This is a genomic window from Neoroseomonas lacus (assembly GCF_014644535.1).
In the GTDB taxonomy this organism is placed as follows: Bacteria; Pseudomonadota; Alphaproteobacteria; order Acetobacterales; family Acetobacteraceae; genus Neoroseomonas; species Neoroseomonas lacus.
Genome location: NZ_BMKW01000003.1, coordinates 362,351 through 388,411, shown reverse-complemented (window position 1 = coordinate 388,411; position 26,061 = coordinate 362,351). Strand labels below are relative to the sequence as shown.

Sequence of the window (26,061 nt, the reverse complement as noted above, 5' to 3'; positions counted from 1 at the left end):
AGCCCGTTCAGTCGAGCGCATCTGACCAGCCTGGCGCCGGATGGGCAAGCCGTCCATCAGGCCTTATGGATATTCCAGAACAGCGGCAGCCCCTTCAGCATGCCGGCAATGCCGCGCCGATAGGCAGTCGCCTGGAAAAACTGCCCGAGCGGCAGGTAGGGCGCCTCGCGCATCGCCTCGGCCTGGATCAGGCGTGCCTGCGCCTGTTGCGCGGCGAGGTCGGGCGCATCGAACCATTGCGCCCGGAGTTCTTCCATTCTCGGCATGGTCGGCCAGCCGAACCAGGCGCGTTCCCCGGTGCCGCGCAACGCCTGGTTGCCACCGGGGACCAGCATGTCGACCCCACTCCAGGTTGAAAAGAACATGCTCCATCCGCCCTGATCGGGCGGCGTGCGACGCGCGCGGCGCTGCACCAGCTCGGCCCAGGGGCCGGAGACCACCTCCACCTCCATGCCAACACGGCGGAGCATCTCCGCGCCCACCGTGGCGAGGGCGGCCAGCGTCGGGAAGTCGGTGGCGGCGAGCAGCACGACCTTCTCCCCGCTGTAGCCGGCCTCGATGATCTCGCGCTTTACGCGCGCATCGTCGCGCGCGCCGTCGAGCACGCCGAGCCCTTCGTCATTCGCGAAGGGCGTGCCGGGTGGGAAGATGCCAACTTCATCACGCCACAGGCTGCGATCGGCGCCGATCACCGCGGTCATGAAGGCCGCCTGGTCCACCGCGCCCAACAGCGCGCGGCGGATCGCCGGCTTGTCGAAGGGCGGATGCAGGTGGTTGAAGCGGGCGATGCCCAGCAGCCCGGTCGGGTCCGGTATTTCCAGCACGATGTTGCGGTCGCGCCGCAGCGCCGGCTGCAGGTCGAGCGTCGGATTGTCCCACCAGTCGACATCGCCGGCGACCAGCGATTCCGAGGCGGTGGCGGCATCGGGCTTCACATGCCATTCGACGCGGTCGAACAGCGCGCGCTTGGGCCCCGCGGTCCAGGTCGGTACGCCTTCGGGCCGCGGCACGTAGTCGACGAAGCGTTCATAGACGACGAGGCGCCCGGGCACCCGTTCATCCGCCATGTAGCGGAATGGACCGCTGCCGATGATCTCGGGGACGGGGCGCGACGGGTCGGTCGCCGCCAGCCGCTCGGGCATGATGAAGCAGACCGGCGCGGCCGGCTTGGCCAGCGCATGGAACAGCAGTGGGAAGGGCTTCGACAGGTGCAGCAGGATGGTGCGGTCGTCGGGGGCGGAGAGTTCCTCGATGCGCGTCAGCAGCACCTGGCCGAGCGGGTCGCGCGCTGCCCAGCGCCGGATCGAGGCCGCGCAATCGGCCGCGCGCACCGGTTCGCCGTCGTGGAATTTCAGCCCTTCGCGCAGCCGGATCGAGACACGCTTGCCGTCGGCATCGACATTGTGGCTCTCGGCCATCTGCGGCTCGGGCGCGTAGTCCTGGTTGAGGCCGTACAGCGTGTCCCACACCGCGAAGCCATGGTTGCGCGTGACCGGCGCGGTGCTGACGATCGGGTCGAGCGCCGTGAGGTCTGCCGGCGGCACGTATCTCAGGATGCGCGGCGCCGCCTGCGTCCCCTGCCCCAGCGCCGCGCGGCCGGGCAGAGCGCCGAGCACGCTCGCCGCCGTGCCGGCCAGTAGGTGACGTCGCTGCATCCGGGCCTCCGCGATTGTCGCGATGCTGTTCTGGCCGCATCACCGCGCAGCGGCAAGGGTCGCTGCCGGACCGCGCGGCCAAGCGCGGTCCGGCCAAGGCGTTCAGCCGCGCCGCACGTTCCAGAACAGCGGCGGCTGGCCTTTCAGCATGCCGGTGAGGTTCTTTCGATACGCCGTCGGCTGGTAATACATGCCGGTCGGCACATAGGGCACCTCGTCGAAGGCGATGCGCTGCATCTCCGTCGTCGCGGCCTTCGCGGCGGCCTCGTTCGGCGCGTCGAACCAGGCGTTGCGCTGCGCCTCGATCGCCGGGATGGTCGGCCAGCCCGGCCAGGCCGCATCGCCATGGCCGCGGATCGAGGCATGGCTCGCCGGGTTCCAGTGATCGACGCCGGACCAGAAGGTGAAGAAGCCCGACCAGCCGCCCTGTTCGAGCGGGTTCTTGCTGGCGCGGCGCGAGACCACCGTGCCCCAGTCGGCGCTGACGAGGTCGACATCGAAGCCCATGCGGCGGAACAGATCCGCACCCACCAGCGCCGAGGCGTTGATCGAGGCGAGGTCGGTCGCGTTGAGCAGCACCAACTTGGCACCCATCGCGCCGGCGGCCTGGAGTTCGGCGCGGGCGGCATCGATGGACTTCTTGTAGCGGTCGAGCCCGACCGTCGAGGCGGAGGGCGAATCAGGTGCGAAGAAGCCGATGCCATCGCGCTTGAGCGTCTGATAGCCGGGGACCGTTGCATCGCCGATCACCGCTGTCATGAAATCGATCTGGTCGATCGCCGTGATGACGGCGCGGCGCACGGCGGGGTTGTTGAAGGGCGCGGTCAGATGGTTGGGGCGGAAGATGCCGATCAGCCCGGTGCCGTTGATCACGTCGACATTGATGTTGCGGTTGCGGGCGACGAGCGGGAAGAGGTCCGCGGTCGGCTGCTCCCACCAGTCGATCTCGCCGTTCTGCAGCGCGGCGGCGGCGGTCGAGGCGTCGGGGATGATCTTCCATTCGACGCGGTCGAAATGGACGATCTTCGGCCCGGCCGTCATCGAGGGCGTGCCGTTCGGCACCGGCACGTAGTCCGGGTTGCGGACATAGGCGAGCGAGGAACCCGGCACCCATTCATTCTGCACGAAGCGGAACGGGCCGGAGCCGACCGCCTCGGAAATGTTGGTGAAGGGATCAACGTTCGCCAGGCGCTCGGGCATGATGAACAGGCAGGATGTCGTGACCTTCGAGAAGGCCTCGAGCATCTTGGCGAAGGGGCGGTTCAGCTTGATGGTGAAGACGCGGTCGCTGTCCTCGGTCATGTCCGCCACGCGGGCGAGCAGTTCCTGGCCGAAGGCGTCGCGGCGGCCCCAGCGCTTGATGGAGGCGATGCAGTCGCGCCCGCGCACCGGGGAACCATCGTGGAACTTCAGCCCGTCGCGCAGGGTGAAGCGCCAGAGCAGCCCGTCATTCTCGACAACATGGCCCTGCACCATCTGCGGCACCGGCTCGAACTTGTCGTTCATGCCGTAGAGCTGGTCATAGACCAGGAAGGCATGGTCGCGCGCGATGAAGGCTGTGTTGGTGAAGGGGTCGATGTTCGGGATGTTGGCGTGCGGCACGTACTTAATCACGCGCTGCGCGGTGGGCTGGGCGATGGCAAAGCGCGGCAGGGCGGTGGCGGCGGCACCAGCCGCGGCGCCGGCCAGCAGGTCGCGTCGGAACATTCGGACGTTCTCCGTTCGGTGAAGCTGGCGCGGAGCCTAGCCGGGCGCGTGGCGGCGATCCAGCGGCGCCGCATCGTCATGCCATGAATCCGGTCGCTTCGGCGCATGCGCCGGCTTCATGCGGGTCAATAGCCGGCGGGCCGATGCCCAAAGCCGAGGGCGGGGCTTTCCGCCGTGTCGATCCATACGGCCTTGCTCTGCGTCAATTCGGCGAGCACTTCCGCGCCCGATGAGCGGCCGTAGCCCGAGGCGCCGAAGCCGCCGAAGGGCACCGAGACATGGATGGTGCGGTAGCCATTGACCCAGAAGGTGCCGGCGCGGACCGCGGCCGCCACGCGATGGGCGCGGCCGACATCGCGCGTCCAGACCGCGCCGGCGAGGCCGAAGCGGGTGGCGTTGGCGAGCGCGATAGCCTCGGCCTCGTCATCGAAGGGGATGGCGGCGACGACGGGGCCGAAGATCTCCTCTTGCGCCGGGCGGGCGGTGTTGGACAGGCCGGCGAGCAGCGTCGGCGATACCCAGAAGCCACCGCTCGGCAGGCCGGCCGGCGGTGCGGCGGCGATCACCTGGCCGCCTTCCGACGCGCCGGCGCCGATCAGGTCACGGATATGGGCAAATTGGCGGGCATTGGCTACCGGGCCAATTTCGGTGGCGGCGTCGAGCGGGTCGCCCATGCGGATGCGAGCGGCGGCGTCCGTCATGGCGGCGACGAAGCGGTCATGCAGCGAGCGCTGCACCAGCAGGCGGGAGCCGGCGACGCAGGATTGCCCGGCGCCGGCGAAAATCGCCTGCTGCGCGCCCTGCACGGCGGCGGCGAAATCGGCGTCGTCGAAGACGATGTTGGCGGATTTGCCGCCGAGTTCCAGCACACAGGGGATGGCGCGCGCGGCGCAGGCGGCAGCGACCGCGGCCCCGGCCGGCGGGCCGCCGACGAAGGTGACCCGGGCGATCTCGGGCGCGGCGAGCAGCGCGGCGCCGGTCCCCTGCCCCGGCCCGCAGACCACCTGCACCAGGCCGCGTGGCAGGCCGGCCTCGATGCAGAGCTTGCCCAGGACCAGTGAGGTCAAGGACGTGAATTCGGAGGGCTTCAGCACCACCGCATTGCCGGCGGCGAGTGCCGGGAAGACATTCCAGCCGGCGGTGAAGAGCGGCGCGTTCCACGGCGTGACGGCGAGCACCACGCCATAGGGTTCGCGCCGGACGATGACGGTGTGGCCGGAGGGGACGGGGACAGTGCGGCCTTCGATCTTGTCGCACCAGCCGGCCCAGTATTCGGCCATTTCGGCGACGCGGGCGGCCTCGCCACGGGCGTCGCGCAGTGGCTTGCCGGATTGGGCGGATTCGAGGCGCGCGAGGGTTTCCGCGTCGCGGCGGACCAGGGCGCCGATCGCCCAGAGGCGGCGGCCCCGTTCGGCGGCGGGCAGCGCCATCCATTCGCGTTGGGCACGGGCGGCGCCGGCGCAGGCGGCGGCGACGGTGGCGGCATCGGCGGCGGCGTAGTCGAGAAGCAGGGAACCCGTCGCCGGGTCGGTCAGGGCGATGCGCGGGCCGGTGCCTTCGGCGATCTCGCCATCCACCAGGCTGCCGGCGCGGCCGCCGAGCAGACTGGCCTGGCCCTGCAGCAGGGTTTCGCGGGCAGAGAACGCGGTCATGGCGTGGCTCCCTCGAAGATCGCGGCAGGCAGGCGGTTGAAGTCGTCGCTGTCGGGTACTGTAGCGGAGAGCGCCTCCCAGGCGGCGGCGGCGCGGGCGGTGGCGTCGAGCGGCGCGCCGGCCTCGGCGGCCATGGCGAGGGCCAGGCGCACATCCTTGCGCATCAGCCCGGCGGAGAAGCCGGAATCGAAGGTGCCGGAGGCGATCCAACGCGGCCAGTTGACCTCAGTCGCGGCCGAGCGGCCGGTCGCGCCGTTTAGCACCGGCAGCAGCGCCTCGGGCCCGACGCCGGCGGCAGCACCCAGGCGCAGCGCCTCGGCGGCGGTGACGAGGTGAGTGGCGACCAGCAGGTTGTTCACAAGCTTGGCGACCTGGCCGGCGCCGGAGGCACCGATGTGCAGGATTTTCGCGGCCAGCTTTTCCAGCACCGGGCGGGCGTGTTCGAGGGCGGCCGCCTCGCCGCCGATCATCATCGCCAGCGTGCCCGCCACCGCCCCGGCCGGGCCTCCGGAGACCGGGGCGTCGAGATAGGCGCAGCCAGCGGCCTCGGCCTGCTGGGCGAAGCCGCGCACTGCGGCGGGCGAGAGGGTGGAGGTGTCGACGATCACCGAGCCGGCCGGCAAGGCAGGCAGCAGGTCGGACAACACCGCGGTGACGGCGGCCTCATTCGGCAGGGACAGGATCACCACCTTGGCGGCGGCCTGCGCCAGCCCGGCCGGCGCGGTGGCGCCGAGGGCCCCGGCGGCGGCGCGCTTGGCGGGGTCGAGGTCCCAGCCGATCGGCGAGGTGCCGAGGCCGACCAGTCGCGTGAGCATCGCCATACCCATATTGCCCAGACCGATTACCGCCGTCATTGCAGCCCACCTTTCCGAAGGGCGCGGAAGTTGCCCCCCGAATCACGGCTGGGCAAGGCGGGTGCGGCGCCCTAAACCGCCGCGCATGGCGGAAATCCCCTTGGTTGGTCCGGTGCTGGTGCGGCTGCTCGGCGCCGAGCGCGCGGCGGTGGCGCAGGAATTCCTACGCTTCGGCGTGGTCGGCACAATCGGCTTCGTGGTCGATTCCGGCGTGCTGTACGGGATGCTCTGGCTTGGGGCCGGGCTGTATCTCGGGCGGGCCATCTCCTACGTGGCGGCGGCGACGGCGACCTGGGCGCTGAACCGGGCCTGGACGTTTCGCGGGCGAAGCAGCGGGGCGGTGCACCGGCAATGGGCGCTGTTCGTGGCGGTGAACCTGGTGGGGTTCGCGCTGAACTACGGGACCTATGCGGTGCTGGTGGCGACGGTGCCGGTGGTCGCGGCGCATCCGGTGCTGGGGGTCGCGGCGGGGTCGATCGCGGGGATGTTCACGAATTTCGCGCTGTCGCGGCGGGTGGTGTTCAACGGGTGAGCGCGGCCATCGAGAGCGGCGCCACCCCTCTCGAACTCTCGCCGCCAAAGGCCCGAGGCCTTTGGAATCCAATACCTGGTGTTGGGCAAGGCAGGCATATTCGATCCGCGGAGCAGCTGAAAGTTGTCAGTAATTGATTTTATACGCTTTAGGATTTTAGGATTTTTAAAACGTTTCCCGCTCAGAAGGCACCGGCCGCACGCTCAACCGGCCGGGATGCTGTTGGCCTGGCCGGCGTGTGGACCGGTGCCGGCGCAGCGTGACCGGAGAATGCCCCAGACCCCCGACTGCCTCGGCCGCGCGTCGGATCGTGGGCGCAATGTCCCAGTCGGTATTGAGAACATATCAAGAACGTTCGCGAACATCCAGCACTATCGCCTGGCGTGGGCGGCAGGTGGCTTCCAGGGGCCTCAGGCGGTGGGGCGCCCATTGGCGTCGCTTCGCGAGGTGAACCGGAACGTGTGGTGGGGCTTTGGAAGGGGAGCGACGCCCTCGCCTCAGGGCCCCGCCCGCATCATCCCCAGCAACGCCACGAAGAACGCCCCGAAGGCCAGTTGCAGCCCGAGCACCATCGACGTCACCGAGGCAATCGCCACCCGCATCGCGCCCATGCCTTCGAGCGGCCCGAAACTCTGCGAGCCCCACACCACCACCGCCGCGATGCCAAGAGCGAAGCCCGACGCCATCAGCAGCGCGGCGACGATCAACGCCGGTTCCAGCCCGAAGCGTTCGAGCAGGGCCGTCAGGCGCTTCTCCTCCGGCACCACGCCCTGCTGGGCGCCGTAGATGCGGGCGAAGACCCAGAACTGCACCGCCTGGAAGCCCATGATCACCGCGCCCGAGGCGTAGAGCAGCGTGTGTACGTCGACAGTGACGCCGCCCAGATGCAGTGGGCCGGGCAGCAGCAGCGCCATGGCGAGCAGCCCGGTGAGAAACAGCCCCGCCCCCGGATAGAGGAACAGCCAGCGCGGGCAGAACACCAGCAGGAAGCGCAGATGCCGCCAGCCATCGCGCCACGACCGCAGATGCGGCGGACGGGAACGGCCATCGGGGGAGAGCGTGGTCGGCACCTCGGTGACGCGCAGGCCCTGCACGGTCGCCTTCACCACCATTTCGGAGGCGAATTCCATGCCCGGGGCGCGCAGGTCGAGCGCGCGGATGGCGTCCCGGTCGAAGCCGCGCAGACCGCAATGGAAGTCCCGCACCGGGCCGCCGAAGAAGACCCGGCCGATGGTGGAAAGCACCGGATTGCCGAGATAGCGATGCAATGGCGGCATCGCGCCGCGCTTGATGCCGCCGAGGAAGCGGTTGCCCATCACCAGGGCGTAGCCCTCCCGCAGCTTTGCCATGAAGGGGTCGAGCGCGGTGAAATCGTAGGAATCGTCGCTGTCGCCCATGATGACGAAGCGGCCGCGGGCGGCCTCGATGCCGGTGATCAGGGCGGCGCCATAGCCGCGCATCGGCACCGCGACGACCCGCGCGCCGAGCCCCTGGGCGATCGCCTGGCTGCCATCGGTACTGCCATTGTCGGCGATCAGCACCTCGCCGGCCACGCCGCTGCGGGCGAGGTAGCCTATCGCCTTGGCGACGCAGGTGCCGATCGTCTCCGCCTCATTCAGGCAGGGCATCAGGATGGTCAATTCAAGCTGCCCGACTGGGGCCTCCCGCGGCGACGAGGTGGCGTCGAGCAACTCCATGACTGCACAACCTTTCAATATTGCCGCAACGAAATTTCATATGTGTGAGCATTGTCTGCTACATCAAACGCACGGCATGCGGAGGCTCACAGGCTGTTCCCGAATCATTCCTCTGGAAGCAACTCCATGAATAGCCGCCTTTTTTTGCGCGCTGCGCTGCATTAGGGAAGGCTTCGCCGGCGCGTGGCACAAAGTTGCGCAGCAGAATGGCACGGCCGCGACGCGGCAGACATGACACCGTGTCCGGGTCATCCCGGACAAAATCGACGGGCGAAGGCAATATTCCATGGCGGTTGATCCCAGAGTTCTCCTCGGCGAGAGCAAGCCCGCCGAGACGCCGCTCGCCCGCGCCGTCGCGGCCTGCCGCGCACAGTTCGTCGCGGTCGGCGTCTTCTCGGGCGTGGTCAATGCGCTGCAGCTGACCGTCTCGCTCTACATGATGCAGGTGTTCGACCGCGTGCTGGCGACGCGCAATCTCAACACGCTGATCTACCTGACGTTGATCGCCGTCGCGGCGGTCGGGCTGCTGGCGGTGCTCGAAGCCGCCCGGTCGCGCATCATGCAGCGCATCGGCGCCTGGATCGAGGAGAAGGTCGCCCCCGAGGGCTTCGCCCGCGCGGTGGAGAGCCAGTTGCGCGGCCGCGCCTACCGGATGGAGGCGCTGCGCGACCTCGCCGTCTGCCGCGGCTTCATCGCCTCCCCCGGCGCGCTGGCGCTGTATGACGTGCCCTGGGTGCCGGTCTTCCTGCTGGTGATCTTCATGCTGCACCCGGTGCTCGGCATTGTGGCGCTGGGCGGCGCGGTGCTGTTGCTGGGGCTGACGCTGCTCAATGAGGTCAGCACCTCGAAGCTGCTGCGCGAGGCCAATACCGCGGCGATGTCGAACCAGCGGCGGGCCGATTCAATCGTCCGCAATGCGGAGGTGATCGACAGCATGGGCATGCTGCCGGCGGTGATGGCGCGCTGGCGGCTGGGCGTGGTCGAGATGTCGGGCCCGATGAACCGGGCGATGGACCGGGCCGGGCCGCTGCTGGCGATCACCAAATTCTGCCGCCTGGCGGTACAGATCGCCATCCTGGGTATCGGTGCGTATCTCGTGCTCGGGCAGGAACTGACCTCCGGTGCCTCGATTGCCGCCTCGATCATCATGGGCCGGGCGCTCGCGCCGGTGGAACAGATGATCGGCGGCTGGAAGCAGCTGGTGCAGGCGCGCCAGTCCTGGAGGCGGCTGCAGGCTTTCCTGGTGATGCCGCGGCTGCGGCCGCCGGGCATGCCGCTGCCCCCGCCGACCGGCAAGCTGGCGGTGGAGCGCGTCACCTATGGCTTCCCCGGCAGCACCGTGGCGGTGGTCAAGGGCGTGGCCTTCACGCTGGATGCCGGGGAGAGCCTGGCGGTGATCGGCCCCTCGGCGGCCGGCAAGACCACGCTGATCCGGCTGCTGACGGGCACGCTGCAGCCGGCCTCGGGCAATGTCCGGCTCGATGGCGCCGACGTGTACACTTGGCAGCGCGAGGATTTCGGCCGCCATGTCGGCTATCTGCCGCAGGATGTGGAGCTGTTCGACGGCACCATCTTCGACAATATCGCCCGCATGGCGGAGGCCTCGCCGGAGGACGTGTTCGATGCGGCGAAGCTGGCCGGCGCGCATGAGATGATCCTGCGCCTGCCCAAGGCCTATGACACCGAGATCGGCGAAGGCGGCCAGCATCTGTCGGGTGGCCAGCGCCAGCAGGTCGGTCTTGCCCGCGCCATGTTCGGCAACCCGAAATTCATCGTGCTGGACGAACCCAACTCGAACCTCGACGGCGATTCCGAGGCCGCGCTGCTCGGCGCGCTGCAGGAGCTGCGACGGCGCGGCATCACCGTGGTGCTGGTCTCCCATCGCCCGGTGCTGGTGCAGGGGGTGGAGAAGGTGCTGGTGATGCGTGAAGGCGCTGTCGAGATGTTCGGCCCGCGCGCCGAGGTGTTGAAGAAGATCATGAAACCCGCTCAGCCGACCCCGATCCCCGCTCCGGCGAAGCAGGCCGAAGGCCGGGAGGTGCAGGCATGAGCGCGCCGGCCCCCGTGCTGCCGCCGCCCGCCGCCAACCAGGAGGTGGTGCCGCGCCGCGAACCGCTGCCGCCGGTCACCCTCACCCTGCCGGCCGCGCCGCCGGTCGCCGCCCATCCGCGCACCCGCGGCACGGCGATGTTCGGCTTCGTGGCGATTGCGCTGTTCGTCGGCGCCTTCGTCGCGTGGTCGGTGATTGCGCCGCTGTCTGAAGCGGCGATCGCGCCGGGCATGATCAAGGTCGAGGGTACGCGACGCACCATCCAGCATCTGGAAGGCGGCATCGTGCGCGAGATCCTGGTGCGCGACGGCGACCGGGTGCGAGCCGGCCAGCCGCTGATGCGCCTCGATGACGTGCGTGCCGGCAGCGACCTCGAGACGCTGCGCAGCCAGCGCTGGTCGATGATGGCGCAGGATGCGCGGCTCACCGCCGAACTCGGAGATGCGCGCGGCGTCGATTACCCGGCCGAGCTGCGCGAGGCGACCGAGCCGCGCGCGCAGGACGCGATGGCTGGCCAGAGCGCGGTGTTCGAGGCGCGGCGTGCCTCCATCGTCAGCCAGGTCTCGGTGCAGGAGGCGCGGGTCGGCCAGCAGGAGGCGATCATCGCCGGCGCCACCGGGCAGCTGCGCGCCCAGCAGCGGCAGCTCACGCTGATCCGGCAGGAGGAGGAGATGACGCGCACGCTGGTGCAGCAGGGGTTGCAGCGGTTGCCGACGCTGCTTGCGCTGCAACGCAGCGCGGCGGCGCTGGAGGGCCAGGGGATCGACCTGCAGGGGCAGCTCGACCGGGCGCGCGAAAGCATCGCCGAGGCGCGCGGGTCGATCGCCAGCATCGTCAACCAGCGGCGGCAGGAGGCCGCCGCCGAGCAGCGCGACATCCAGACCCGCCTGGCCGAGGTGGAGGAGCGCCTGCGCGCCGCACGCGACATTGCGGTGCGGCGCGACATCCTCGCGCCCGAGGATGGCACCATCCTGAACCTGCGGCTGTTCACGGTGGGAGCGGTGGTGCGCCCAGGCGACCCGGTGATGGACCTGGTGCCGGTGCAGGACCGCCTGGTCGCCGAGGTCAACGTGCAGCCCTTCGACATCGACGTGGTGCATGTCGGGCTGCAGGCGGAAGTGCGGCTGCCGGCCTTCAAGCAGCGGCTGGTGCCGTATCTTCATGGACATGTCATCTTCGTCGCGCAGGACGTGACGATGGATGACCGGACGCGCGCAACCTATTACCGCGCGCAGATCCTGATCGACCCCGAGCAGCTGGCGCGGCTGCCGGGCGTGCATCTCGTGCCGGGCATGCCGGTTGAAGCGATGATACAGATCGGCGAGAGATCGTTCATGCGCTATATCACGCAGCCGATCCTCGACAGCTTCACCCGCGCCTTCCGCGAGCAGTAAGGAATTTCACGACCATGGCCGATTCCCGTCCCACGATTTTCGCCGATGGTGTCGTTGAGGCGCAGGTCGCGCATGGCGTCGCCCGCATCACGCTGGCCGTGACCGGAGCCGACGGCAAGGCGCAGCCCTGTGGGATGCTGTGCGTGCCGGTGACGCAGTTGCCCTCGCTGGTGAACGGCATGGGCAACCTGCTGAAGCAGATCGAGGAACGGGTGCGCGCGCAGGTGGCGCAGCAGCAGCAGGCGCCGGCACCGGCCGCCGCACCCGAAGCAGCGCCGGCGCCGAGCGGGGCGTTTCGCTTCGACGGTTGATCGCGGCGAAGGTTGGAGGGGCTTTGCCCCTCCAAGCCACCCCACCAGATGACAGGGTTATTTGGAAAGCCATTTTTTGGTGCGCGGTAATGCCGGCAGGCTGCTCCCTCGTCACGCGCATGCTGCGTGGCGGCGGGTCTTGGCGCTGATCCTGGCTGAGGCGCCCAGCGCCAGGCATTCGTGTCCAGCGGACCTTGGGCCGAGGGGCTCCCAGTGGCGAGTGAAGGGGCTTTGCCCTTCCGGGCCTTATGAGCGGTCCGCGTAGCCCTGCGGGTGCGCTTCGCGCCAGGCCCAGGCAGTGCGGACGATCTCGTCAAGCGACCCATGCCGCGGTGCCCAGCCGGTCTCGGAGCGCAGGCGGTTGCTGGCGGCGACCAGCACGGCCGGGTCGCCCTCGCGGCGCGGGCCGATGCTGTGCGGCACAGGACGCCCGCTGACGCGTTCGACCGCCGCGATCACCTGCTTCACCGAGGCGCCGTTGCCGTTGCCGATGTTGTAGCGGCAGCTGCCATGCGTCTCGAGGCGCGACAGCGCCGCCAGATGCGCCTGGGCAAGGTCGGTGACGTGGACGTAGTCGCGGATGCAGGTGCCGTCCGCGGTCGGGTAGTCGTCACCGAACACCGTCAGCGCCGGGCGGCGCCCCAGGGCGGCGTCGATCGCCAGGGGGACGAGATGCGTCTCGGGGTCATGGTCTTCGCCGGCGCGGCCGCCCGGGTCGGCGCCGGCGGCGTTGAAATAGCGCAACGCGGCAGTGCGCAGCCCGTGGATGCGACCCGCCCAGGCGAGGCCTTCCTCGACCATGCGCTTGCTGTCGCCATAGGGGTTGGAGGGGGCGATGCGGCACTCCTCGTCGATCGGCACGCGGTCGGGGTCACCGAACAGAGCGGCAGTGGAGGACAGCACGAATCGGAGGCAGCCGGCCTTGATCGCGGCGTCCGCCAGGCGCAGCGAATGGGCGACGTTCTCGGCGATGTAGTGCAGCGGTTCGCGCATGCTGGCGCCGACGATGGACAGGGCGGCGAAATGCAGCACGGCATCGAAGCGCCAGGCGGCGAAGACCTCGGCGAGGCGCCGCGTGTCGGCGAGTTCGGCCTCCACCAGCGTGACGCCGGCGGGCACGGCGGCCCGGTGGCCCTGGGTCAGGTTGTCGAGGACCACCACTTCATCCCCGCGGTCGAGCAAGGCGAGCACGGCATGGCTGCCGACGAAACCGGCACCGCCGGTAACCAGGTAACGGGGCAAGGCAATCCTCCGGCAGGCGCGGTCATGGAACGGTGCGTTTCCGCCCGGGCACGATCTGCTCTAGCAATCGGGCATGGGCAAGGCACTTCTCGGCGTCCTGGTGGCGCTGCTCGGACATGGCGCCGCGATGGCGCAGGACATTTCGCGGGCCGAGAGCTGGGGCGCGGTGGCGACGCCGGCGCCGGGGCCGGTGCGCATCATCGGCAGCACGGGGCTGGGCTGCATCGCCGGCGCGGTGGAATTGCCGGATGACGGGCCGGGGTGGCAGTCGGTGCGCGTGTCGCGCAACCGGCACTGGGGGCATCCGGCCATGGTCGCCTGGGTCGCGGCCTTCGCGGGGCGGGCACGGGCGCAGGGATTGCCGGACCTGTGGATCGGCGACCTGTCGCAGCCGCGCGGCGGGCCGATGACCTTTGGCCATGCCAGCCACCAGGCCGGCATCGATGCCGACATCTGGCTCGACCTGAACGCGAAGCCGCTGGTGCCCGCGTCGCAGCGCGAACGCATCCCCGAAGTGTCGCTGGTGTTGCCGGATGGATCGGGGGTGGACCCGGCGCGCTTCACCGAACGGCATGTCGCGTTGATCCGCCTGGCGGCGCAGATGCCGGGGCTCGACCGGCTGCTGGTCAACCCGGCGATCAAGCAGGAGCTGTGTCGCCGGCATGGCGGGGAGGCCTGGCTGCGCCGCGTACGGCCGTGGCGGGGGCATGATTCGCACATGCATATCCGCCTGCCCTGCCCGGCCGATCAGCCGGAGTGTCGCGGCATCATGCCGCCGCCGCCGGGCGATGGCTGCGACGCGACGCTCGCCTGGTGGTTCACGCCGGAAGCGCGCCGACCGCAGCCACGGCGACCGGGGCCAAGACCGGTGATGCCCGCGGCCTGCGCCGGGGTGCTTGGGGCGCGGTAGGGGGCGCTGGGCTGACTGGCGTGGTTTGGGCGCCGGCGCAGTCAGCTTCCTTTTGCCTCAGGCGCCGGCGCACGCATGCGCGTGCTTGGCTGGCGCGCCGTGAACCGGTGCGCTGGCGGCGGCAGGCGGGTTGGGCGCGGTCGCGCTGCGCGCTCGCAGCCCGATGCTGGGCATCGGACCGGGGGACCTGAGGCGGGGTGGGCGTGTCACGCGACCATGCGGGTCGATGCGCGCGGGGCGTGCTAGGCATCGTGGATGGACGATTCGGACCTTGTCGTTGTCGGCGCCGGCATAGTCGGGCTTGCACATGCGCTGCACGCGGCGCGCGCGGGGCAGCGCGTCACGGTGATTGACCGCGATGCGCAGGCCAATGGCGCGAGCATCCGCAATTTCGGCTTCGTCACCGTGACCGGCCAGGGCGCGCCACATACTTGGCGGCGCGCGCGGCGGGCGCGGGAGGTCTGGGCGGAGGTCGCGCCGCTGGCCGGCATCGCCGTACATCAGCGCGGGTTGTTGATGGCGGTGCGGCGGCCGGAAGCGGTCGCGGTGATCGAGGAATTCGCCGCCGGACCGATGGGCGGCGGCTGCACGGTGCTTCGCGGGGCGGAGATCCCGGCGCCACTGCGCGGGGCCGACCTGCTGGCGGCGCTGCACAGCCCGCATGAACTGCGCGTCGAAAGCCGCGATGCGATTCCGCTGCTGGCAGCCTGGATGGAAGGCGCGCTTGGGGTACGGTTTGTTCGGCGGATCGCAGTGCATGCGGTCGGCACGGGCGTGGTGGAGACGACACGCGGGAGCTTCCGCGCGCCGCGCATCGTGGTCTGCCCTGGCGCCGATCTCGCGACGCTGTTCCCTGACAGCTTCGCGCGGCGCGAGGTGACGCTGTGCAAGCTGCACATGCTGCGCCTGGCCGATCCCGGCTGGCGGATGAGCGCGCCGGTGATGAGCGACCTCGGGCTGCATCGCTATCGCGGTTATGCCGAATGTCCCTCCCTGCCCGCCTTGCGCGCGCGGCTCGCAGCCGAGCAGGCGGAGGAGCTGGAACACGGCGTCCACCTGATCGTCGTGCAGGGGGCGGACGGGTCGCTGGTGGTGGGGGACAGCCACCATTACGGGCCGACGCCGGACCCGTTCCAGCCCGAGCATGTCGATGCGCTGATCATCCGCGAGGCGCAGCGCGTGTTGGATCTGCCGGCACCGCGCTTCGTCGAGCGCTGGACGGGGCTGTATCCGTCCGGGCCGGAGGATGCCTTCTTCGAGGCGCCCGCGCCGGGCGTGCGCCTGGTTTCCGTCACCTCCGGCACCGGAGCCTCCACCGCCTTCGGCCTCGCCGAGGACGTGCTGGCCGATTTCGAGGCGAACCCATGACCCGTACCGTCAAAGCCGTCATCGTCGATTGGGCGGGCACCGTGCTCGACCATGGCAGCCGGGCGCCGATGGGCGCCTTCGTCGAGGCGTTCGCGCGGATGGGGGTGGCGATTTCCATCACCGATGCGCGCGGGCCGATGGGGATGGCCAAGCGCGACCATATCCGGCTCGTCGGCACCGCGCCGGCCGTCGCGGCCGCCTGGCGGGCCAAGCATGGGAAGGATTTCGACGAGGCGGCGATCGACGCCATCTTCGACATCTTCGAGCCGGTGAACGTCGCGGCGGTCGAGGCGCATAGCGCGCTGATCCCCGGGGCGAAGGCGGCGCTCGACTGGTGCGCGGGGCGCGGCATCCGCATCGGCTCCACCACCGACTATACGCGGCCGATCATGGAACGACTGGCGCCGCTTGCCGCCGCACAAGGGTTCGTGCCGGAGGTGATGGTCTGCGCCGGGGACCTCGCCGCCGGGCGGCCGGCACCCTTGCAGATGTGGCATGCAATGTCGGCCATGGGCGTCTGGCCGGCGAGTGCGGTGGTGAAACTGGACGACACGCCGCCGGGGATCGGCGAGGCGCGCGCGGCGGGGTGCTGGGCCGTGGGGCTGTCGCTGTCGGGCAATATGGCGGGGCTGTCGGCGGCGGAGCTGGCGGCGCTTGAACCTTCCGCGCGCGAGGCGTTGCGGCGCGAGGCGACCGAGACGCTGCTGCGCGCCGGGGCGCATCTGGTGGTCGATTCCATCGCCGAACTGCCCGACGTCATCGCCCATGTTGAGGCGCGGCTGGCCGCCAGCGAGACGCCGGGCCTCGTGGAACGGAGTTGACACGGAACCGCAATCCACGTGTCACACTAACGACTTGGGGAGCACGCTAGGCACGGCCACCGCACAATGACGGGAGCTAACGCATGCGCCGCCTTGCCCTTATCGCTATCGCCCTAGCCGGCGTGCTGCCGGCCGCCGCCCAGGCGCAGCAGCGCACCCGGCTGACCGTCTATACCGCGCTGGAGAACGAGCAGCTCCAGCCCTTCAAGCAGGCGGCGGAGGCGGCGCTGCGCGATGTCGAGATCGCCTGGGTGCGCGACTCGACGGGCGTGATCACCGCGCGGCTGATCGCCGAGCGCGCCAATCCGCGCGCCGATGTGGTGTGGGGGCTGTCGGTGTTCTCGCTGCTGCAGATGGAAGGGCTCGACATGCTGGAGCCGTATACGCCCGCCGGTGCGGATGCGTTGCGGCCGTCGATGCGGTCCGACCGCAGCCCGATGACCTGGACCGGGATGGACGCCTTCGTCTCGGCGATCTGCTTCAACACGGTGGTGGCGCAGCAGCGCAACCTGCCGCGTCCCTCAACCTGGGACGACCTGCTCAACCCCGCCTTCCGCGGGCAGATCGTGATGCCGAACCCGAATTCCTCCGGCACCGGCTTCCTGACCATGGCGGGCTGGATCGGCCGGCGTGGCGAGGCGGGCGCTTGGGACTTCATGACCCGGCTGCATGATAACATCCAGCAATACACGCACTCCGGTTCGGCGCCGTGCAACAACGCGGCGCGCGGCGAGTTCGGTGTCGGCATCTCGCTCGACATGCGGGCGGTGACGCTGCGCAACCAGGGGGCGCCGATCGAGATCATCGTGCCCACCGATGGCGTCGGCTTCGACCTGGAAGCGACGGCGATCATGCGCGGCACGCGCAACCTCGATGCGGCGAAGCGGCTGGCGGATTTCGCCGTCTCGCGCGCAGCGATGACGGTGTATGGGCGGTTCTATGCGCTGCTGGCGCTGCCCGGCGTCGATCCCTCGGTGCAGGGGTATCCCGCGGAGTTCTCGCAGCGCCTGGTGGATGCGGATTTCCGCGCCATCGCCTTGCAGCGCGACCGGCTGCTGCGCGACTGGTCGGCCCGTTTCGATGGCAAGTCGGCGCCGCGGAACTGACACGACAGCCATGACCGCCCCCGCGCCGGAGATCGAGACCCTGGAGGATGCGGCGCGTCGCGCGCGCCGTGACGCGCCCTATCTCGAGGTCCAGGAAGTCGGCAAGCAGTTCGGCAGTTTCGTCGCGCTGCGGCGGGTGAACCTGGAGATCCGGTCGGGGGAGTTCGTCACCTTCCTCGGCCCCTCCGGCTGCGGCAAGACAACGCTGCTGCGTGGCATCGCCGGGCTCGATCCGCCGACCACCGGGCGGATCATGCAGGGCGGGCGGGACATCACGCACCTGCCGCCGGCAGAGCGCGATTTCGGCATCGTGTTCCAGTCCTACGCGTTGTTTCCCAACCTGACAGTGGCGGAGAACATCGCCTATGGGCTGCGCGGGGCGGCCTGGCCGAAGGCGCGGCGGCGCGAGCGGGTGGCCGAGCTGCTGTCGATCGTCGGGCTGGCCGACCAGGCGCCAAAATATCCGGCGCAACTCTCGGGCGGGCAACAGCAGCGCGTCGCACTGGCGCGCGCGCTGGCGAATGAGCCGGGGCTGTTGTTGCTGGACGAGCCGCTGTCGGCGCTCGATGCCATCGTGCGGCAGCATCTGCGGCAGGAGATCCGCTCGCTGCAACAGCGGCTCGGCGTGACCACCATCATGGTGACGCATGACCAGGAGGAGGCGCTGGGCGTCTCCGACCGCATCGTAGTGATGAGCCGCGGGCGGATCGAGCAGGTGGGGACGCCGGCTGAGATCTATGACAATCCGGCGAGCCCCTTCGTCGCCGGATTCGTCGGGCATTCCAGCCGGATCGAGGCGGTGGTGGACACGCCGCCGGGCATCATCATCGCGAGTGGCATGAAGCTGGTGGCGGAGGCGACGCGGCCGCTGCTGTATGGCGCGCGCGTGACCTGCTTCATCCGGCCGGAGCATGTGCGGCTGGCGCGGCTGGCCGAGGCGCCGGAGGGGGCCCTGAGCGCGGTGGTGACGGGGCTGGAATATCTCGGGCCGGTGGTGCGGCTGTCGCTGGAGGCGGGGCCGCTGCGGTTGCTGGCCGCCGTCTCGCCAGGTGAATTCGCCGCGCTGGAGGCGGCGCCCGGGGCGGCATTCGCCGTCACCCTGCCGCCGGAACATCTCATGGTGTTCGTCGAGGATGTCTGAGGCCGCATTGCCCGTGGTGGGGTCGCGGCCGCGGCTTTCGGCCGACCAAGTGGCGATGCGGGCGGGGCTGTGGCTCGCCGTGGCGTTCCTCGCCCTGTTCCTGGTGTTGCCGTTGGGCACGCTGTTGATGCGCGCCTTCGAGACGCCGCAAGGCGGCTTCGCGGGGGTGGCGAATTTCCGCGACTATGCCTCGACGCCGGCGCTGCTCGCCGCGGCGTGGAACAGCCTGTGGACGGCGGCACTGACGGCGGTAGTCGTGGTGCCGCTCGCCTTTCTCTATGCCTATGGGCTGACGCGATCCTGCATGCCGGCCAAGGCGGCGTTCCGCGCGGTGATGATGTTGCCGTTGCTGGCGCCGTCGCTGCTGCCGGCGCTGGCGCTGATCTATCTGTTCGGCAATCAGGGGATGCTGCGCGGGGTGCTTCTGGGGCACAGCATCTATGGGCCGATCGGCATTGTCGTCGCGCAGGTATTCTATTGTTTTCCGTCGGCCGCGCTGATCCTGGCCGTCGCGCTGTCGACCGCGGATGCGCGGTTGTATGAGGCGGCGTCGGCGTTGAAGGCGTCGCGGGTGCGGATTTTCCGCACCGTCACGCTGCCGGGCGCGCGCTATGGGTTGGTCTCCGCCCTCGTTGTCGTCTTCACGCTGGTGATGACGGATTTCGGCATCCCGAAGGTGATCGGCGGGCAGTTCCCGGTGCTGGCCACCGATGTCTACAAGCAGGTCGTGGGCTTGCAGAACTTCAACATGGGCGCGGTTGTGGGGATCGTGCTGCTGGCGCCGGCGGTGCTGGCCTATCTGCTCGACCGTTGGGCGACGCGGCAGCGGGCGGCCACGCTGTCGGGGCGCGCGGTGCCGCTGCGGCCCCTGCCACGGCGTCAGCGGGATGTGCCGCTGCTGGTGCTGTGCCTCGTCATCGCCGCTGTGCTGGTCGGCATCGTTGGCGTGGCGGCGTGGGGGTCGTTGATCCGCTTCTGGCCGTACAATTTGTCGCTGACGCTCGACAATTACGACTTCGCGCGGTTCGATGCCTCAGGCTGGGACACGGTGTGGCTGTCGGTGCGGATGGCGACGCTCGTTGCCGTGATCGGCACCGTCATCGTCTTCATCATCGCCTATGTGCTGGAGCGCGGCGCGCAGGACGGGGTGCTGCCGAAGCTCGCGCGCTTCGCGGCCTCGGTGCCGCTGGCGGTGCCGGGGCTCGTGCTCGGCCTGGCCTATGTGCTGTTCTTCAACCACCCGGCCAATCCGCTCGGCTTTCTTTATGGGGCCGTCGCGATCCTGGTGCTGAACTCGCTGGTGCATTTCTACACGGTGGGGCACCTGACCGCCGTCACCGCGATCCGGCAACTCGATCCGGAATTCGAGGCGGTGAGCGCCTCGATGCGCGTGCCGGTTTGGGTGACCTTCGGGCGGGTGATCGTGCCGATCTGCCTGCCGGCGATCCTGGAGATCGCGGTGTATCTGTTCGTCAGCGCGATGACGACGGTGAGCGCGGTGATCTTCCTGTACGGGCCGGACACCAAGCCGGCGGCGATCGCGGTGGTGCATATGGACGAGGCCGGGCAGGCCAGTGCGGCGGCGGCGATGGCGGTGGTGATCCTGGGAATCACGACGGCGGCGAAGGTCGGGCAGCTTGCGGTGGGGGCGGTGGTCGCGCGACTGACGCAGGCCTGGCGGCGGTGATGGCAGGAAGGTTGGAGGGGCGCTGCCCCTCCAAGCCACCCCGCCAAAGGCCCGGGGCCTTTGGAATGCCATCCTATGGCGAGGCGCTCCATTGTCGGGATGGATGCCGAGAGCCGGCCCATCGCCCGGGTGCTTGGCGCCAAGTATCGGTTTCCAAGGGCCCCGGGCCTTTGGCGGGGTGAGGTTTGGAACGGGGCAGAGCCCCTCTCCGACCTTCCCTCACCCGCGCAGGCACGCCCCCACATACCCCATGAAATGCGCCACCGGCGGCGTGGGCAGGCCCGTCACCTTTGCCTCGTCATCGTAGCGGCGCAGCTGCACCGCCTCGGCGTGATGCGGCAGCGCCTCGAAGGCCTCGACTTCCTCGGCCGACATCGGCCCGCCCTGCAACGACAGGCTCAGCACGCTGTCAGGTGAGAGCTTGTCGAAGTAATCCGCCTCGATCGCGCAGAGGTAGCGCTTGGCGGCGACATGCAGGCGCACCGGCTCGCTGACCTCTGGGCCGAAATGCTTCGACAGCCAGGCATTGCCGAGTTCCTCGTGGCGGTCGTCGATGCCCTCCTCGGCGGGGCTGTCGCCGAGGTCGTGTACCAGGTGGCCGATGTCGTGCATCAGCGCGGCGGCGATCAGGGCTGGCGGATGCCCATCGCGCTCGGCGAGCCAGGCGGATTGCAGCGCGTGTTCGCGCTGCGTCACGTCATGCAGGCCGTAGAGGCCATCGGCACGGTATTCGAGCATGTCGCGGATGGCGGCGAGGACGTCCTGGGCCATGACGAGGGTTCCTCAGCGGTCGAAATGGACGGGATTGGCCCAGGCGCGGCGGCCCTGCTCATCGGCGACGACGATGCGGGCATAACCGCCAGCCTTGTGCGCGCCATAGGGCAGGATGGCTCGGGTGGTGCCGGGTTCGACATGCTGCACGGCGCGCGAGCCGCGGCCGAGCAGCATCACAGAGGCGGCGGGGGAGCAGGTGATCTCGACGGCTTCGTCGCCCCAAACGACGTTGTGGATCGCCGGGCCCTGGGTCGCGTAGAAGGCGCCGGCCTTGAGGGCGGCGAGCAGGGCGTCGGGGTCGTTGGCCTCGGCCTTGACCATCAGCCAGCCGCCGAAGGCGTCCATGCAGGCGAAATGCGCGTCATCCACCGCGATCAGACCGATGCGCCGGCCGCCGGCCAGGAGTTGGTCGGCGTAGTGGACGCTATCGCCGCGTTCGGTGCGCAATTGGGAGGTGTGGTTGTAGATCTCGACGGCATGGGCGTCGGGGATGGTGGCGGCGTCTTCCAGCGTCAGCCCGTACCAGGCCGGGTGGGGAATGGCGACGAAGGCGCCGGCGGCGAGGGCGCGGGCGGCCAGCGCGGGGCCGTCCTCACCGTCAATCAGCGGAGCGAAGTCGAGCGGCAGGCCGACGGCGAGGATGTGCCACAGCTCGCCCAGCGCGGTGGCCGGGGCGTGGAGTTCGGCGCCAAGGATCGTGGTGAAGCCGGGCGTGCGGAATTCCCGCGTATCGACGATCGGGTAGCCGTACTTCGCCATGAAATGGTCGGTCAAAGCGAGGAAGTCGTAGCCCGCCTGGCGATAGGTGGCGCAGACCGCCTCGGGCGCGCGCTTGCCGTCGGAGACGGTGGAATGGGTGTGGATATTGCCCTTCCAGAAGCGGCCGGGGCTGGTGAAGGCGGGGTCGGTGATCATGCGGGCGGGAATCCGTGGCAGGTCTGGCGGCGGGTTATCCGCCGCCATGGCTTGCCGGCCGATGACGCTGTCGTGTCAGTCCCGTGACGCTTCGGGCGGCATCACCAGCGCCGGGCCGGACCGCAATCGAGATGTACGAAGCCGTCGCGACGATAGAGGCCCACGCCGCCAATCTGCATGTCCGCCGCCTTGCGGGCGATGCCCATGGATTGCTGGCCGGGCAGCCGCACATCCGCCGCCATGCCGGACATGTGCAGCGAGACGCGCGAGACGCGGCGGGACTGGCGTGCGCGCGCGGCATTCGTCTCCGGCGCGCGATAGCCGCTGATCACCTCGTAGGATTCATCGGCGTCGAGTTCGTTGGCGACGGTGAAGAGCACGTCGAACAGCCGCGGATCCATCGGCGTGGTTTCGTTCATCGACGGGTCGCCAAAGACGACGTCGAGCTGGCGCAGCGCGTCGCGGTCGTAGCGGCCGTCGCGCCAATAGACGCCGGCGAAGGACGCGCCGGTCTGCACGCGGTGGATGCGCAGGCTGCGCGGGGTCCCGGCCGCAATCGCCTGGGCGCGGGCCGGGATCGTCATGGCGGTGAGCGCCGCGAGCCCACGAAGCCCGGCTCGGATCACTTCCCGCCGGCTGGCGACGACCGGGTCACAGCAAGGGCAGTCGAGTCGGTGGAACAGCCGCGCCATGGTCAGCGCGCCCCTGCCCTGCGTGTCGCCCCCCCTTCCGCGGAAGCGACGCGTTGGCTGGTCGCGCGGTCCAGCGCACGGGCGTAGTCGGCATCGAGGCCATAGATATCTGGGCGCATGATCACTCTGCCTCCATCCACGATAACGGTGGTGTAGTGGAGCCGGACCGGGATCGAGCGCGCGAGCGGCGCGCTGCGGGTGGCACGGCTGGCCAGGACGCGGTCAACCTGCGCCCTGTCCCAGGAGGTGCCCGACAGCGCCGCGGAAAGCAACTCCATCGGTCGTTCGAGCCGGATGCAGCCGGAGGAGAAGGCGCGCTGCCCGCGGGTGAACAGGTGGCGGTCCGGCGTGTCGTGCATGTAGATCGCGTCGTTGTTCGGCATCACGAACTTGATGTGGCCGAGCGCGTTGCGGTCCCCCGCATCCTGCCGGATGTAGTAGGGAAAGTTGTTGCGGTTGTAGGCGCTGAAATCGACCGTGGTCGGATCGACCTCGACCGTTTCGCCGTCGATGCGCTGATACAGGCGGAAGCCGCCGGCCTGCATGGCGGCAGGGTTGCGCTGGAAACGCGGCAGCAGGTCCTCGCGCGCGTTGCGTTCCGGCACGCCCCATTGCGGGTTGAACTGCACCGAGGTCATGCGGACGTTGAGCATCGGTGTCTGGCGGTCGCGCCGGCCGACGATCACCGCCATGTCCAGCAGCGCACGGTTGCCTTCCACCAGTTGCAGGCGGAATTGCGGGATGTTGACCTCGATGCGGCGCTCGGCGGAGGGCGCCGGCTGGGCGCGGCGCATGTCAAGGGCGACGCGGAGCTGGGTGACCTTTGTCTCGATCGGCTGGTTCAGCGTCGTCCAGGTGATGGCGCCGACGCGCGCATCGGCCTCGAGCCCCTCGGCGGCCTGGAAGCGTCGCACCGCCTCCTGCAGTGGCAGGTCATAGGAGGGGTTCGACAGGTCGGTGCCGGCCAGCGCCGCATCGGACGAGGCGAGGCGCGCGCGCAGCTGGGGGACGCGCGCGGCATCGACGTCGCCGGGTTCGAGGGTGCGTCGCAGGTCGCCGGTGATGCGCGGCCAGCCGCCGGCGGCGGCGCCGGCGCGGTACTGGGCGAGCAGCGCCTTGATGGCGCGGGCGTCGGGCGGCAGGTCGGCGGCGCGGTCGATCACCTGGACGGGTTCGGCGGCGGCGGCGAGTTCGGCCATCCAGGCCGCGACCGGCACCGAGGCGATGTCCCGCCGCAGGTCGACCCGGCCGCGCAGGCCGTTGACGCGGCCGAGCAGCAGGTCGGACAGGGCGAGTTGCGCCGCGCGCACCGTCTCGGCGCGGAAGCGCCCGGGGTCACTGGCGGCGAGGTCGGCCGCCGGCACGCCATAGTGGCTGGGGTCGAGCCCGTCCTCCTCCAGCCTTGCGAGCCTGCCGGCCAGCCGCTCGATGGCGGCCTGGGAGGCGTTCTCGGCGGTGATGGGGGCGGAATCGACACCGAGGGCCCAGGCCGGGGCGGTCGGCAGGGCGAAGGCGGACGCTGCAAGCAGCGGCAGGACAAAAAGAGCGCGCATCCGAAACGCGTAGCCTCCCGAGCGGTAAAAGCCAACAAAACGACGCGGTTCCGGCACGTTATTCTACTCCCTGTTGCAATGATTCCGCAGTCGCGGCCAGCATCCCGACGCTGATCGGCTTGTAAGGCGCGCGCGGGCGCAGCGGCGGCACCGCCTCGGGCGGCAGGTGGTGGACCTCGGCGATCAGCGCGGCGACGGTGGGCGCACAGAGCCGGCCCTGGCACGGCCCCATGCCGCAGCGCAGATAGGCCTTGAGCTGGTTCGGGCCGGTCGCGCCCAGCCGGGCGGCGGCGCGCACGGCGCCGGCGGTCACTTCCTCGCAACGGCAGGCGATGGTGGCGTCGGCGGGGGCCAGCAGCGCGGGCGCGGGGCTGTACAGGGCATCGAGGAAGGGGCGCAGCTCCAGCGCGGCGGCGCGCGCCGCGAGGGGGGCGGCGGCGCGGGCGGCGAAGGCGTCCTCGCCCAGCGCGCCGAGGCGGCGGGCGGCATCGAGCCCGGCCAGACGGCCGGCGGCGGTCGCGGCCTCCCAGCCGCCGATGCCGGCGCCATCGCCGGCCACGGCGATGCGGTCGAGCGATGTGGCACCGACGGCATCGACCACCGGGCGCCAGCAGTGCTGGGCGGCATCCCAGGCATGGTCGAGGCCGATGGCGCGGGAGACCTGGGTGGCGGGGATCACGCCCTCATGCAGCAGCAGCGTGTCGCAGGGGGTGATGCCGCCGTCCCAGGTGACGCGCTCGATGCGGTCGGTCCCCTCGGCGCGGAGGTTGCGCACGCCGGTGACGACGCGCACGCCGGCACGGCGCGCCTCGGCGATCAGGGCAAGGCCCTTGGCCAGCATGCGCCGGCCGGCCCAGAGGCCGGTGCCGGCCTTGGCGAGGGCGGCGGCGATGCCGCCGCGCCGCGTCTCCAGCACCAGCGGCGGGGCGCCGGCGCGGGCGAGCTGCACCGCCAGCAGCCAAACCAGCGGCCCCTGCCCGGCCAGCACCGTTTTCCTCGATGGCACGACGCCGGCGGTCTTCAGCAGGATCTGCGCGGCGCCGGCGCCCATCACGCCGGGCAGCGTCCAGCCGGGGATTGGCACCGGGCGTTCCAGCGCACCGGTGGCGAGGATGATGCGGCGCGCGATGATGGTCTCCGCCTGGCCGGCGGCGGCGAGGCTGAGCGCGCCCTCGGCCGGGTCGAGGTGCCACAGCGTAGTAGCAGGCCGGTACGTGGCGCCGCTGGCGCGGAAGGCCTCGATCAGCGGCAGGCCGGGGCCGATATCGGGGGCGATGGCGGGGTCGCGCGCGGCGGCCTCGGCGGCGCGGAAGACCTGGCCGCCGGGGGCGGCGCTCTCGTCGGCGACGAGAACGGAGAGGCCCAGGGCGCGGGCCTCGATGGCGGCGGCCATGCCGGCGGGGCCCGCGCCGATGATGGCGAGGTCGATGGTCATGCGCGGGCGACGATTTGTTGCGTTGCAACAGGCTGGGCGGCCAGGCAGGGTATCGTCACGAATTCGGAACGCACCCTCCCATGATCTTCGATGTCACGACCCTGGTTGGTTTCCATACCGACGTCAGCCTTGTCGCCCTCGTCGCGGGCGTCGTGGTGGTGCTGGGGATGCTGAACGGACGGGACCTGCCCAACCTGGCGGCGCTGTTCCTGGGCACGGCTGTCATCACCAGCCTCACCGGCTTCCTGTTTCCGGTCGCGGGCCTGCTGCCGTCGCACATCTTCGGCGTGGTGTCGCTGCTGGCGCTCGGGATCGCGATGGCTGCCCGCTATGGCTTCGGCTTCGATGGCGGGTGGCGGCTGGCCTATGTGCTGGGCGTGGTGCTGGCGACCTATCTCGATGCCTTCATCGCGGTGGTGCAGACCTTCCAGAAGGTGCCGGCCGCGAACGCGCTGGCGCCGACGCAGAGCGAGCCGCCCTTCGCCATCGCACAGGGGCTGCTGCTGGTGGTGTTCATCCTGGCCGCGATCCTCGCGAGCCGGCGGTTCCGCCCGATGGGCTGAAT

Annotated in this window: 22 protein-coding genes; 11 read left to right on the top strand and 11 right to left on the bottom strand. The window is 70.2% G+C overall.

From position 1 onward, the window contains the following. Nucleotides 1-56: 56 nt before the first annotated feature. The 4 genes from IEY36_RS08310 to IEY36_RS08295 all read right to left on the bottom strand — a co-directional run bounded on the left by IEY36_RS08310 (nt 57) and on the right by IEY36_RS08295 (nt 5,868). The gene (locus IEY36_RS08310; RefSeq protein WP_188966565.1) at nt 57-1,655 is read right to left on the bottom strand and encodes an ABC transporter substrate-binding protein; all 1,599 of its coding nucleotides are present in this window, start codon (nt 1,653-1,655) and stop codon (nt 57-59) included. 102 nt (nt 1,656-1,757) lie between these two features. Beyond that, a complete protein-coding gene (locus IEY36_RS08305; protein ID WP_188966564.1) occupies nt 1,758-3,362 on the bottom strand; it encodes an ABC transporter substrate-binding protein in 1,605 nt (534 codons plus the stop codon). 125 nt (nt 3,363-3,487) lie between these two features. Beyond that, on the bottom strand, nt 3,488-5,014 hold the full coding sequence (locus tag IEY36_RS08300; RefSeq protein WP_188966563.1) for an aldehyde dehydrogenase family protein: 1,527 nt from the start codon (nt 5,012-5,014) through the stop codon (nt 3,488-3,490). Next, on the bottom strand, nt 5,011-5,868 hold the full coding sequence (locus IEY36_RS08295) for an NAD(P)-dependent oxidoreductase (protein WP_188966562.1): 858 nt from the start codon (nt 5,866-5,868) through the stop codon (nt 5,011-5,013). Before IEY36_RS08295 ends, IEY36_RS08300 begins: the two co-directional genes overlap by 4 nt. A gap of 85 nt (nt 5,869-5,953) precedes the next feature. On the opposite strand from IEY36_RS08295, the gene IEY36_RS08290 reads away from it, so the two are divergent. Further along, a complete protein-coding gene (locus tag IEY36_RS08290; RefSeq protein ID WP_188966561.1) occupies nt 5,954-6,400 on the top strand; it encodes a GtrA family protein in 447 nt (148 codons plus the stop codon). A gap of 497 nt (nt 6,401-6,897) precedes the next feature. Here IEY36_RS08290 and IEY36_RS08285 read toward each other — a convergent pair whose 3' ends face one another. Beyond that, nucleotides 6,898-8,097 (bottom strand): glycosyltransferase family 2 protein, encoded by a 1,200-nt coding sequence (locus IEY36_RS08285; protein WP_188966560.1) that lies wholly within the window; start codon nt 8,095-8,097, stop codon nt 6,898-6,900. Nucleotides 8,098-8,383: 286 nt separating this feature from the next. Here IEY36_RS08285 and IEY36_RS08280 point away from each other — a divergent pair, with 286 nt between their 5' ends. The 3 genes from IEY36_RS08280 to IEY36_RS08270 are packed head-to-tail and all read left to right on the top strand — an operon-like array spanning nt 8,384 to nt 11,852. Next, complete coding sequence (locus IEY36_RS08280; RefSeq protein WP_188966559.1) at nt 8,384-10,147, top strand: type I secretion system permease/ATPase; 1,764 nt, start codon at nt 8,384-8,386, stop codon at nt 10,145-10,147. After that, nucleotides 10,144-11,541, top strand: coding sequence for an HlyD family type I secretion periplasmic adaptor subunit (locus IEY36_RS08275; protein ID WP_188966558.1), 1,398 nt, complete (start codon nt 10,144-10,146; stop codon nt 11,539-11,541). Before IEY36_RS08280 ends, IEY36_RS08275 begins: the two co-directional genes overlap by 4 nt. 14 nt (nt 11,542-11,555) lie before the next feature. Next, nucleotides 11,556-11,852 (top strand): hypothetical protein, encoded by a 297-nt coding sequence (locus tag IEY36_RS08270; RefSeq protein WP_188966557.1) that lies wholly within the window; start codon nt 11,556-11,558, stop codon nt 11,850-11,852. 246 nt (nt 11,853-12,098) lie between these two features. Here the strand turns inward: IEY36_RS08270 and galE are convergent, their stop codons facing one another. Then, nucleotides 12,099-13,094 carry a UDP-glucose 4-epimerase GalE gene (galE, locus tag IEY36_RS08265; protein ID WP_188966556.1) on the bottom strand — a complete coding sequence of 332 codons (996 nt, stop codon included), beginning with the start codon at nt 13,092-13,094 and terminating at the stop codon, nt 12,099-12,101. 73 nt (nt 13,095-13,167) lie between these two features. Here galE and mepA point away from each other — a divergent pair, with 73 nt between their 5' ends. The 6 genes from mepA (at nt 13,168) to IEY36_RS08235 (ending at nt 20,127) form a co-directional block, all read left to right on the top strand. Continuing rightward, nucleotides 13,168-14,004 carry a penicillin-insensitive murein endopeptidase gene (gene mepA, locus IEY36_RS08260; protein ID WP_188966555.1) on the top strand — a complete coding sequence of 279 codons (837 nt, stop codon included), beginning with the start codon at nt 13,168-13,170 and terminating at the stop codon, nt 14,002-14,004. 255 nt (nt 14,005-14,259) lie between these two features. After that, nucleotides 14,260-15,372, top strand: coding sequence for a TIGR03364 family FAD-dependent oxidoreductase (locus IEY36_RS08255; protein ID WP_188966554.1), 1,113 nt, complete (start codon nt 14,260-14,262; stop codon nt 15,370-15,372). Further along, nucleotides 15,369-16,193, top strand: coding sequence for a phosphonoacetaldehyde hydrolase (phnX, locus tag IEY36_RS08250; protein WP_188966553.1), 825 nt, complete (start codon nt 15,369-15,371; stop codon nt 16,191-16,193). The genes IEY36_RS08255 and phnX overlap by 4 nt, the downstream gene beginning before the upstream one ends. A gap of 83 nt (nt 16,194-16,276) precedes the next feature. Then, complete coding sequence (locus tag IEY36_RS08245) at nt 16,277-17,299, top strand: putative 2-aminoethylphosphonate ABC transporter substrate-binding protein (RefSeq protein WP_188966552.1); 1,023 nt, start codon at nt 16,277-16,279, stop codon at nt 17,297-17,299. A gap of 10 nt (nt 17,300-17,309) precedes the next feature. After that, on the top strand, nt 17,310-18,440 hold the full coding sequence (locus IEY36_RS08240) for a putative 2-aminoethylphosphonate ABC transporter ATP-binding protein (protein WP_188966551.1): 1,131 nt from the start codon (nt 17,310-17,312) through the stop codon (nt 18,438-18,440). Continuing rightward, complete coding sequence (locus tag IEY36_RS08235) at nt 18,433-20,127, top strand: putative 2-aminoethylphosphonate ABC transporter permease subunit (protein ID WP_229681210.1); 1,695 nt, start codon at nt 18,433-18,435, stop codon at nt 20,125-20,127. Before IEY36_RS08240 ends, IEY36_RS08235 begins: the two co-directional genes overlap by 8 nt. A gap of 219 nt (nt 20,128-20,346) precedes the next feature. Here IEY36_RS08235 and IEY36_RS08230 read toward each other — a convergent pair whose 3' ends face one another. The 5 genes from IEY36_RS08230 to IEY36_RS08210 form a co-directional block, all read right to left on the bottom strand. Beyond that, a complete protein-coding gene (locus IEY36_RS08230; protein ID WP_229681209.1) occupies nt 20,347-20,898 on the bottom strand; it encodes an HD domain-containing protein in 552 nt (183 codons plus the stop codon). 12 nt (nt 20,899-20,910) lie between these two features. Then, nucleotides 20,911-21,816, bottom strand: coding sequence for a PHP domain-containing protein (locus IEY36_RS08225; RefSeq protein WP_229681208.1), 906 nt, complete (start codon nt 21,814-21,816; stop codon nt 20,911-20,913). Nucleotides 21,817-21,917: 101 nt separating this feature from the next. After that, entirely contained in the window at nt 21,918-22,400 is a 483-nt protein-coding gene (locus tag IEY36_RS08220; RefSeq protein WP_229681207.1) for a DUF882 domain-containing protein, read from the bottom strand. Between the two features lie 110 nt (nt 22,401-22,510). Continuing rightward, nucleotides 22,511-24,061 (bottom strand): L,D-transpeptidase family protein, encoded by a 1,551-nt coding sequence (locus IEY36_RS08215; RefSeq protein ID WP_188966549.1) that lies wholly within the window; start codon nt 24,059-24,061, stop codon nt 22,511-22,513. A gap of 58 nt (nt 24,062-24,119) precedes the next feature. Then, entirely contained in the window at nt 24,120-25,496 is a 1,377-nt protein-coding gene (locus tag IEY36_RS08210) for an FAD/NAD(P)-dependent oxidoreductase (RefSeq protein WP_188966548.1), read from the bottom strand. A gap of 80 nt (nt 25,497-25,576) precedes the next feature. On the opposite strand from IEY36_RS08210, the gene IEY36_RS08205 reads away from it, so the two are divergent. Further along, the gene (locus IEY36_RS08205; RefSeq protein ID WP_229681206.1) at nt 25,577-26,059 is read left to right on the top strand and encodes a hypothetical protein; all 483 of its coding nucleotides are present in this window, start codon (nt 25,577-25,579) and stop codon (nt 26,057-26,059) included. The last annotated feature ends 2 nt before the right edge of the window (nt 26,060-26,061 follow it).

Coding starts and splice junctions, on each gene's coding strand:
- IEY36_RS08310 (WP_188966565.1), bottom strand. CDS start 1,655: ATGCAGCGACGTCACCTACTGGCCGGCACGGCGGCGAGCGTGCTCGGC.
- IEY36_RS08305 (WP_188966564.1), bottom strand. CDS start 3,362: ATGTTCCGACGCGACCTGCTGGCCGGCGCCGCGGCTGGTGCCGCCGCC.
- IEY36_RS08300 (WP_188966563.1), bottom strand. CDS start 5,014: ATGACCGCGTTCTCTGCCCGCGAAACCCTGCTGCAGGGCCAGGCCAGT.
- IEY36_RS08295 (WP_188966562.1), bottom strand. CDS start 5,868: ATGACGGCGGTAATCGGTCTGGGCAATATGGGTATGGCGATGCTCACG.
- IEY36_RS08290 (WP_188966561.1), top strand. CDS start 5,954: ATGGCGGAAATCCCCTTGGTTGGTCCGGTGCTGGTGCGGCTGCTCGGC.
- IEY36_RS08285 (WP_188966560.1), bottom strand. CDS start 8,097: ATGGAGTTGCTCGACGCCACCTCGTCGCCGCGGGAGGCCCCAGTCGGG.
- IEY36_RS08280 (WP_188966559.1), top strand. CDS start 8,384: ATGGCGGTTGATCCCAGAGTTCTCCTCGGCGAGAGCAAGCCCGCCGAG.
- IEY36_RS08275 (WP_188966558.1), top strand. CDS start 10,144: ATGAGCGCGCCGGCCCCCGTGCTGCCGCCGCCCGCCGCCAACCAGGAG.
- IEY36_RS08270 (WP_188966557.1), top strand. CDS start 11,556: ATGGCCGATTCCCGTCCCACGATTTTCGCCGATGGTGTCGTTGAGGCG.
- mepA (WP_188966555.1), top strand. CDS start 13,168: ATGGGCAAGGCACTTCTCGGCGTCCTGGTGGCGCTGCTCGGACATGGC.
- IEY36_RS08255 (WP_188966554.1), top strand. CDS start 14,260: ATGGACGATTCGGACCTTGTCGTTGTCGGCGCCGGCATAGTCGGGCTT.
- phnX (WP_188966553.1), top strand. CDS start 15,369: ATGACCCGTACCGTCAAAGCCGTCATCGTCGATTGGGCGGGCACCGTG.
- IEY36_RS08245 (WP_188966552.1), top strand. CDS start 16,277: ATGCGCCGCCTTGCCCTTATCGCTATCGCCCTAGCCGGCGTGCTGCCG.
- IEY36_RS08240 (WP_188966551.1), top strand. CDS start 17,310: ATGACCGCCCCCGCGCCGGAGATCGAGACCCTGGAGGATGCGGCGCGT.
- IEY36_RS08235 (WP_229681210.1), top strand. CDS start 18,433: ATGTCTGAGGCCGCATTGCCCGTGGTGGGGTCGCGGCCGCGGCTTTCG.
- IEY36_RS08230 (WP_229681209.1), bottom strand. CDS start 20,898: ATGGCCCAGGACGTCCTCGCCGCCATCCGCGACATGCTCGAATACCGT.
- IEY36_RS08225 (WP_229681208.1), bottom strand. CDS start 21,816: ATGATCACCGACCCCGCCTTCACCAGCCCCGGCCGCTTCTGGAAGGGC.
- IEY36_RS08220 (WP_229681207.1), bottom strand. CDS start 22,400: ATGACGATCCCGGCCCGCGCCCAGGCGATTGCGGCCGGGACCCCGCGC.
- IEY36_RS08215 (WP_188966549.1), bottom strand. CDS start 24,061: ATGCGCGCTCTTTTTGTCCTGCCGCTGCTTGCAGCGTCCGCCTTCGCC.
- IEY36_RS08210 (WP_188966548.1), bottom strand. CDS start 25,496: ATGACCATCGACCTCGCCATCATCGGCGCGGGCCCCGCCGGCATGGCC.
- IEY36_RS08205 (WP_229681206.1), top strand. CDS start 25,577: ATGATCTTCGATGTCACGACCCTGGTTGGTTTCCATACCGACGTCAGC.